The following is a 3838-nucleotide window of genomic DNA, read 5'->3' as shown; positions in this document are numbered from 1 at the left end:
GCCCCCCACCGCGTACTCTGACAAGCCCGCGCCCCTCCGCAGGGCCCAGCAAAACGACCGCACAAGGCGACCACGCCAGACTCCGTGGGGGAACCCAGATGCCCGGCACCGACGGCCCCGCCGTCATCCGCAGCACTCTGCGCCAGCAGATCGCCGACGCCCTCCGCGACGAGGTCCTCGCGGGCCGGCTGGAGCCGGGCCAGGAGTTCACCGTCAAGGAGATCGCCGAGCAGTACGGCGTCTCCGCGACCCCCGTCCGAGAGGCCCTGGTGAACCTCACCGCCCAGGGCCTCCTCGACGCCGACCAGCACCGCGGCTTCCGCGTCCACGAGCACACGCTGGCCGACTACCGCGGCATGCTGGAGGCCCGCGGTCTCATAGCCGACGGCATGTTCCGCGACCTCGCGCAGAACCCCGCGCTCCACGACGACAAGGCCGACGCCCTGCTCTCCGTACGCCGCAGAGGCGAGGAAGCGGCCCGCGCGGCCTGCGCGGGCGACCTGAACGTCCTCATCGGCTACGACCTCCGCTTCTGGCGCGAGCTGAGCGCCCTCTTCGGCAACCCCTACCTCTCCGACTTCCTGCACCGCCTGCGCGTGAAGTCCTGGGTCTGCGCCGTCACCCACCTGCGCCGCTGGAGCGAGGGCGGCGGCGGTGACCTGCGCGGCGCCCTCTGGTCACGCCACACCGAGCTGGTCGACGCTCTGGTGTGCCGGGACCCGGCGGGCGCCCACGCGATCGTCGTGGAGTACAACGCGCACTCCCTCTCCCTCATCGAGCGGCTGGCCGCGGCATGAGCACGACCCCGGAACTGACCGTCGTCGTCCCCGCGTACAACGAGGAGCGCCGCCTCGCCCCCACCCTCGCCGCGATCAAGGCGCACCTGGACGGCCCGGACCAGGGCGAGTGGGAGCTGATCGTCGTGGACGACGGCTCCACCGACCGCACCGCCGAGATCGCCGCGGAGGCGTCCGCCGCCGACCCCCGCGTCCACCTCATCCGCGGCGACCGCAACCGCGGCAAGGGCCACGCCCTGCGCCAGGGCGTCCTCGCCTCCTACGGCCGCCGCGTCCTGATCACCGACGCCGACCTCGCCGCGCCCATAGAAGAGCTGGACCACCTCGACAAGGCGCTCGCCGACGGCCACACGGCGGCGATCGGCTCCCGCGCCCGCCCCGGCGCGACCATCGGCGCCCACCAGCACCGCCTGCGCGAGTTCCTCGGACGTACCGGCAACGTCCTCATACGCTCGGTCGCCGTCCCCGGAATCCGCGACACCCAGTGCGGCTTCAAGCTCTTCGACGGCGACCGTGCCCGCGAGGCCTTCGCCGCGTCCCGGCTGCGCGGCTGGGGGATAGACGTCGAGATACTGCAGTACTTCCGCCGGGCGGGCTGGCCGGTCGCCGAGGTGCCCGTGCGCTGGTCCCACCAGGAGGGCTCGAAGGTCAGACCACTGGACTACGTCAGGGTCCTGGCCGAACTGACCGCCCTCAAGGCCCGCGCGATCCACCGCGCCGACGTCCTGGTCGCCCTCCTCTTCCTGCTCCTGTCGTTCACGCTCTACGCACAGCGCTGGACGTCCCCCGCCCACCGATACATCCCCGACTCCGGGCAGGACCAGAACCAGTGGGAGTGGTTCTTCGCGGTGACGGCCGACAACGTCCGCCACTTCGACAACCCGCTCTTCACCACCCTCCAGAACTTCCCCGACGGCGTGAACCTCATGGCCAACACGGTCATGCTCGGCCTCTCCGTCCCCCTCGCCCCCGTGACCTGGCTCCTTGGCCCCGCGGTCGCCCTGAACGTGGCGATGACCGGCGGCCTGGCCGCCACCGCCGTCGCCTGGTACTGGCTGATCCGCAGACGCCTGGCCGCCCACCGGGGCGCCGCCGCCGCCGGCGCGGCCCTCGCCGCCTTCGCGCCCCCGATGATCAGCCACGCCACCGCCCACCCGAACTTCATCGTCCTGTTCATGATCCCGCTGATCATCGACAGGGCGCTGCGGCTGTGCGAGGGCACCCGTGTCGTACGCGACGGAGTCGTCCTCGGCCTCTTCGCGGCGTACCAGATCTTCCTCGGCGAGGAACCCCTGCTGCTCGCGGCGCTCGGCATGCTGCTCTTCGCGCTCGCGTACGCGGCCGTGCGCACAGACGTGGCGAGGGAGGCCTGGCGCCCGCTGGCCCGAGGCATCGGCATCGCCCTCGCGGTCGCGCTCCCGCTGGTCGCCTACCCCCTCCACTGGCAGTTCTTCGGCCCGCAGAGCTACCAGAGCGTGCTGCACGGCGACCACGCGGGCAACAGCCCGCTCGCCTTCCTCTCCTTCGCGGAACGCTCGCTCGCGGGCGCCGCGGACACCTCCGACCCCCTCGCCCTGAACCGCACCGAGCAGAACGCCTTCTACGGCTGGCCGCTCACCGCCCTGGCCTTCGCGATCGTCGTACGACTGTGGGAGCGCGCGGTCGTCAAGGCGCTCGCGTGCACGGTGCTCGGGGCGGCGCTGCTCTCGCTCGGCCCGAAGTTCCGCATCCCCCTCACCGACATCGTCCTTCCCGGGCCCTGGGCCCTGATCCGCCACCGCCCGCTCTTCGAGTCCGTCATAGAGGGACGCGTGGCGATGGTGTGCGCCCCGGCGCTCGGCATGCTCCTCGCCCTGGCCCTGGCCCGCCTGCTGACCCGCCCGGACAAGGCACACCCGGAAAAGAGGCCCGCCGGCCGCTACGCGGGCCTCGCCGCCATCGCCCTCTCCCTGCTGCCGATCGTCCCCGTGCCGCTCGACGCCGTGGACCGGGCCGAGGTGCCGCCGTTCATCGCGCGAGGTACCTGGCGCGCCCATCTGGGTCAGCACGAGACCCTCGTACCGATCCCCGTGCCCGACGCCGCCCACGCGGAGGCCCTGCACTGGCAGACCGTCGCCGGCCTCGGTTTCCGCTTCCCCGGCGGCTACTTCAACGGCCCCTGGGGCCCGGACCGCGTCGGCATCTACGGCCCCTCGCCCCGCAACACCTCCAACCTCCTGCGCCAGGTCAGCGAATCGGGCCGCGTCCCGAAGGTCACCCGCGCCTGGCGCGAGGCGGCCCGCGAGGACCTGGAGTTCTGGAAGGCGGGCGTCCTCGTCCTGCCCCCGCAGCCGCACGAGGCGGCACTGCGCACGACCGTGGACGCGCTCGTCGGGCAGCGGGCGCGGTGGGTGGACGGCGTATGGGTATGGGACTTGTACGAGGGCAACGGCGAGGACCGGGTCGCGCACGGGGGCAGCTAGCGGACCCGGTGCGCGACTACGCTGCCTGCACGCGAGGCAACGCACAGCTACACACCAACCCTGACCCGAGGAGTCTTCTTGGCCTGCGACCTGTGGCTGGTCCCGCTCGTCGACGTGTTGTGCCACAGCCCCGACAACCCCTTCGCGGAAGAGATCGCCGCCTACGACAAGGCGCTGCACGAGGCCGGTTACCCGCCCGTCCCCGTCTTCTCCTACATGCCGGGCCTGTCCGGCGACGTCGCCCCGGTCGCGGGGTTCGACTACGACGCGCTGCACTTCCTGCGCCGCGCCTACCTGTTGCGGATCTGCGGCCTCGAGGTGACGCCGGTGGACGAACTGGGCGGCGACTACGAGCAGTTGCTGGAGATGTTCGACGCCACGGCCCAGCAGTCGCACCTGGTCTGGCACTACGACCACGCGGGCGCGTACGTCCCCGTGGACTTCCCCGTGCCGCTGTCCAACGACGAACTCCTCACCGGCGGGGGCCCGTTGGGCTCCTCCCAGGCGCTCCTGCGCGAGCTGGAGTTCGTCGCCCCGTCGATCGGCATAGACCCCGCGAACCCGCCCCTGGCCCCGATC

The 3838-nt window shown here is 72.2% G+C and carries 3 protein-coding genes; all 3 read left to right on the top strand.

Annotated features, from left to right (window positions below; all coding sequences use genetic code 11):
• Positions 1-98: 98 nt before the first annotated feature.
• Positions 99-797 (top strand): GntR family transcriptional regulator, encoded by a 699-nt coding sequence (locus tag GKQ77_RS29405; RefSeq protein WP_219692157.1) that lies wholly within the window; start codon positions 99-101, stop codon positions 795-797.
• Entirely contained in the window at positions 794-3259 is a 2466-nt protein-coding gene (locus GKQ77_RS29400) for a dolichyl-phosphate beta-glucosyltransferase (protein ID WP_219692156.1), read from the top strand. Before GKQ77_RS29405 ends, GKQ77_RS29400 begins: the two co-directional genes overlap by 4 nt.
• Before the next feature lie 78 nt (positions 3260-3337).
• On the top strand, positions 3338-3838 hold a 501-nt coding region (locus GKQ77_RS29395; protein WP_219692155.1), incomplete at its 3' end, for a putative DNA-mimic protein.

Origin of the sequence: Streptomyces anatolicus (assembly GCF_019400875.1) — a bacterium.
GTDB lineage: Bacteria > Actinomycetota > Actinomycetes > Streptomycetales > Streptomycetaceae > Streptomyces > Streptomyces anatolicus.
This window is presented reverse-complemented; position numbering and strand designations above follow the sequence as displayed.